The 4,189-nt window shown below is 67.6% G+C and carries 5 protein-coding genes; 3 read left to right on the forward strand and 2 right to left on the reverse strand.

All coding sequences use genetic code 11. From position 1 onward, the window contains the following. Positions 1–76: 76 nt before the first annotated feature. Positions 77–706 carry a YceI family protein gene (locus AB0I03_RS26195; protein WP_102925997.1) on the reverse strand — a complete coding sequence of 210 codons (630 nt, stop codon included), beginning with the start codon at positions 704–706 and terminating at the stop codon, positions 77–79. A gap of 241 nt (positions 707–947) precedes the next feature. On the opposite strand from AB0I03_RS26195, the gene AB0I03_RS26200 reads away from it, so the two are divergent. Together AB0I03_RS26200 and AB0I03_RS26205 are read left to right on the forward strand one after the other, a co-directional pair. After that, entirely contained in the window at positions 948–2,024 is a 1,077-nt protein-coding gene (locus AB0I03_RS26200) for an IS630 family transposase (protein ID WP_073449979.1), read from the forward strand. Continuing rightward, positions 2,014–2,556 carry a plasmid pRiA4b ORF-3 family protein gene (locus AB0I03_RS26205; RefSeq protein WP_073449977.1) on the forward strand — a complete coding sequence of 181 codons (543 nt, stop codon included), beginning with the start codon at positions 2,014–2,016 and terminating at the stop codon, positions 2,554–2,556. The genes AB0I03_RS26200 and AB0I03_RS26205 overlap by 11 nt, the downstream gene beginning before the upstream one ends. Before the next feature lie 105 nt (positions 2,557–2,661). Here the strand turns inward: AB0I03_RS26205 and AB0I03_RS26210 are convergent, their stop codons facing one another. Further along, positions 2,662–3,027 (reverse strand): VOC family protein, encoded by a 366-nt coding sequence (locus AB0I03_RS26210; protein ID WP_046929261.1) that lies wholly within the window; start codon positions 3,025–3,027, stop codon positions 2,662–2,664. A gap of 96 nt (positions 3,028–3,123) precedes the next feature. Here AB0I03_RS26210 and AB0I03_RS26215 point away from each other — a divergent pair, with 96 nt between their 5' ends. Continuing rightward, positions 3,124–4,089, forward strand: a complete 966-nt coding sequence (locus AB0I03_RS26215) for a WYL domain-containing protein (protein WP_360417270.1) — start codon at positions 3,124–3,126, stop codon at positions 4,087–4,089. Positions 4,090–4,189 lie beyond the last annotated feature (100 nt).

The following is a 4,189-nucleotide window of genomic DNA, read 5'->3' on the forward strand; positions in this document are numbered from 1 at the left end:
GGGGCCCTGCCAGGAAAGCGGCGAGGGCCCCGGCGGTGTGTGTTGCCGGGGCCCTTCGCATAGCCGTTGCCGGGTGTCAGGCGGCCTTGACCGCCGAGATGTCGAAGGTCAGCTTGACCTTGTCGCTGACCATGACGCCGCCGGTCTCCAGGGCCGCGTTCCAGGTCAGGCCCCACTGGGAGCGGAGGATCTCGGCGCTGCCCTCGAAGCCGACGCGCTGGGCACCGTAGACGTCGGTGGCGGCGCCGTTGAACTCCAGGTCGATGGCGAGCGGGCGGGTGACGTCCTTGATCGTCAGGTCGCCGGTGACGCGGTACGTCTCGCTGTCGAGCTGCTCGATCGTGTGGGAGCGGAAGGTCATCAGGGGGAACTGCTCGGCGTCGAAGAAGTCGGCGCTCTTGAGGTGGCCGTCGCGGTCGGCGATACCGGTGTCGATGCTGGCGATCTTGACGTCGATGTGCGCGGTGGACGCGGCCGGGTTGCCGCCGTCCAGCTTCAGCGCGCCCTCGTGCTCGCCGAAGGAGCCGCGGACGTTGGTGACCATGGCGTGCCGGACGGTGAAGCCGATGCTGCTGTGGGCCGGGTCGATGGTGTAGTCGCCGGTCAGGGCGGCCAGCGCGGGGTTCGCGTCCAGTACGGCGGCAGCGGCGGGAGCAGGAGCGGCGGTGGGGGCGGGGGCGGCGGTGCGCTTGCGGAACAGGGACATGGCTTCTCCTCGGGGGACGGGCGCGGGCGGGGCCTCGGCGGTCGAACGAACGGCATTGTTTAACGTTCAACGAGATTCACCGTAGCGGCATCTCGTTCAACTTTCAACCTTTCCGTTCCGGGATTCCTTCGAACGGGTGGCACTCGCGCCCCCGGCGCGCGGTCATTGCCGCCCCGCGCGGCCCCGTGCTAGTGCTGCGCCGCGGAAGTTCCGCCGATGGCCATCGGCTCGTTGATCGGGCATGGTGCTTGATCCTGATGATCGTTGCGTGCTGTTGGAGCGGGTGCGTGCGCATACCGCTCCACAGCGTGTGGTCCGCCGGGCTCGTATAGTCCTGCTGGCTGCTGGTGGGTGCTCCGCCTGGCGGATAGCGGAGATCGTGCGGGTGGATGTCTCCACGGTGGTGCGGTGGCGCGACCGATATGCCCAAGAGGGGCTGGCCGGGCTGGAGGACCGGCCCCGTTCGGGCCGGCCGCCCATGTACGGGCCGGAGGTCCGGCTGCGGATCGTCGCGACGGCCACCAGTACGCCGCCGCGCCCTTATGGTGGCTGGTCGCACCGGCTGATCGCCGCTCACCTGGCGGACACCGGTATCTCCGCCTCCCAGGCCGGGCGCATCCTCGCCGCGCTCCAGGTCAAGCCGCACCGGGTCCGCGGCTGGCTGACCCGGCCCGCCGACCCACAGTTCTTCAGCAAGGCGGCCGAGGTCTGCGACCTTTACCGCACCTGCCCGCCGCGCTCGGTGGTGCTCTCGGTGGACGAGAAGACCGCGATGGCCGCCCGCTCCCGCAAGCACCCCGACCGGCCGCCCGGCCCCGGGCGGGTGCGCTGGCGGGAGTTCGAGTACGTCCGCCACGGCACCGTCTCGGTCACCGCCGCGCTGGACGTGCACACAGGACAGGTCGTCGTGGAGGAGTTGCCGCGCAACGACTCCGCGCACTTCATCCGGTTCCTGGCCCGGCTGGAGCGATGCATTCCCACAGATCTGACGATCCATCTGGTGCTGGACAACGGCTCCTCGCACACCTCCAAGGCCACCCGGGCCTGGCTGGCGAAACACCCCCGCATCGTGGCGCACTACACCCCCAAACACGCCTCCTGGCTGAACCAGGTGGAGATCTTCTTCTCGCTCCTGGCCCGCGCCGTCCTGCGGCACGGGGACTTCTCCTCACGCGCCGACCTGCTGGAGAAGGTCACCGACTTCGCCATCGCCCACAACGAGACTGCCCGCCCGTTCAGTTGGAACTACAAGGGGCGGCCCCGCCAGACTGAGGACGAGAGCGCCGTCGCTGCGAAGGAACCGTGCCATGCCCGCTGACTCCGTCCTGCAGATCAAGGTCACCCTGACCGACATCCGCCCGCCGGTCTGGCGGCGGCTGCAGGTTCCGGCCGACCTCACGCTCGATCGCCTGCACCTGGTGATCCAGCAGGCGATGGGCTGGGAGAACTACCACATGCACCTGTTCGAGACCCCGGCCGGTGACTACGGCCGCCGCGACAGCGAGCTCGGCCACCGCGACGAACGCAAGGTCCCGCTCCATGCCGTCGCGCCAGCCGCCGGGGACAAGATCAGCTACACCTACGACTTCGGTGACGACTGGGGGCACCGCATCGAGGTGGAGAAGGCCCTGCCCCGGGACCCCGAAACGGCCTATCCCCGCTGCCTGACCGGTCGCCGGGCCTGTCCGCCCGAGGACTGCGGCGGCCCGTGGGGCTACGCGAACTTCCTCGAAGCCATCACCGACCCCGAACACGAGGAACACGACGAACTCCTCGAATGGGTCGGCGGCGCCTTCGACCCCAGCCAGTTCGACGTCGAGGACATCAACAAACGCCTGACCGCTCAATAATCACCGGCGGAACTTTCGCGGCGCACCACGAGACAGGCTGAAAGGCCGGCCATGGTGTGTGGCCGGCCCTTCAGCTTGGAGATATGCGAGGAGGGATAGTGCAGGTCAGTCGACCGGGGAGACTCGGATGAGGTTGCCGTCAGGGTCCGTAATCACGAACGTGCGGCCGAAGACAGCATCATGCGGCTCCTGCACAACGTGGACCCCCTTCGAGGCCCACCTCGTGAAGATCTCGTCAATCGCCTGCGATGGCCCCGGCACCATGAGTCCGATCTCTGTCGTACGAGGGAGGCTCGGGACCGCGTGCTCGCTGTAGCCCGTCCACAGTGCGAACAGGACACCGGGGGCAGCTTCGAAGGCTACGTAGTGGGGACTGGTGAAGGTCGGTTCGATCTCGAACAGGTCGCTGTAGAAGGCGGTGGCGGCCTCGGCGTCGCGGACGCCGATCAGGAACAGGTTCGGTGCGGGCATGGAGTGCTCCTCAACTCGTTGATTTCTCGGTCCAGCACCCAGTGGATCACCCAATCGCGACGGAACCTGTCACCTTTTCTGAGAACATGGGTAAGCATGAAGGCTTCAAGGCTCCTGCATCTCCTGCTGCTCCTGCAGACCCGTCAGCGGCTCACTACCACGGAGCTCGCCGCGCGTCTTGAGGTGTCCCGGCGGACTGTGCTGCGGGACGTCGAGGCGCTATCGACAGCGGGCGTGCCCGTCTATGCCGAACGTGGGCGAAACGGCGGGATCGTCCTGCTCCCCAGTGCACGGCTCAGCGCATCCCATCTGGAACCACCAGAACTGGAGGCCCTATCCGTGGCCGGCTTGGACAGCGCACTACGTGAGCGAATGGGCCTAACTGCGGCGTGGGAGTCGGCCGAGCGCAAGATCGCCGCCCGCCAGGCTGCAGCACCTGAGTCGCCGAGCCCGCTGCGGCTGGCTGACCTTGTGCTTGTCGACAGCACCGCGTGGTTTGCTGCCCCCGAGGCAGCGGTCGAAGTATCGGATCTGGCCTCGACCCTGCGACACCGGCGACGCCTTCGAATCCTGTACCGGCGCAGCGCCGAGAGCCAGGCCTCGACACGGGTGGTCGACCCGTACGGGATCGTGGCGAAATCAGGTCGCTGGTATCTCGTCGCTGATGACCAGGGCGACAGCCGGCTGCTCGCTCTGGAACGACTGTCGGCCTTCGAACAGCTAGACGCACCAGCCGTGCTCCAACCAGGCCAAACCCTCCACACCAGATGGGCCGTGTTGAAGAAACGCACTGAGGAGCAAGATCGCGTGAGCGTGACCATCCGCCTGCCGGAAAAGGGTCTCGACCTGGCGCGGCGCATCCTCGGCACCCGCATCCACCATGTCTCCGACGCGGAAAAAGGCTCGTGCGTCGTCGTCGTGCGCTACCCCGACATCGAGTCGGTGCGTCAGCTTCTTCAGTTCGGCGACCACATCGAGGTGCTCGCCCCTGAGACGGCCCGCGCACGCATCAGTCAGCTCGCCCGGGACCTGGCTGACAGACACTCAACCCCCGCATCGTGATTGCCGATCAGGTCCCCTGTTCTCAATCAACGTGCCCGGTCAGTACAGCTAGTGCTGCGCCGCGGAAGTTCCCCCGAGGGGCCACCGGGGGACAGCACCG

Source organism: Glycomyces sp. NPDC021274 (assembly GCF_040641195.1).
GTDB lineage: Bacteria > Actinomycetota > Actinomycetes > Mycobacteriales > Micromonosporaceae > Glycomyces.

What these genes read in the sequence shown, in the direction of transcription:
- AB0I03_RS26210 (WP_046929261.1), bottom strand. Translation starts at nt 3,027, where the DNA reads ATGCCCGCACCGAACCTGTTCCTGATCGGCGTCCGCGACGCCGAGGCC.
- AB0I03_RS26195 (WP_102925997.1), bottom strand. Translation starts at nt 706, where the DNA reads ATGTCCCTGTTCCGCAAGCGCACCGCCGCCCCCGCCCCCACCGCCGCT.
- AB0I03_RS26200 (WP_073449979.1), top strand. Translation starts at nt 948, where the DNA reads ATGGTGCTTGATCCTGATGATCGTTGCGTGCTGTTGGAGCGGGTGCGT.
- AB0I03_RS26215 (WP_360417270.1), top strand. Translation starts at nt 3,124, where the DNA reads ATGAAGGCTTCAAGGCTCCTGCATCTCCTGCTGCTCCTGCAGACCCGT.
- AB0I03_RS26205 (WP_073449977.1), top strand. Translation starts at nt 2,014, where the DNA reads ATGCCCGCTGACTCCGTCCTGCAGATCAAGGTCACCCTGACCGACATC.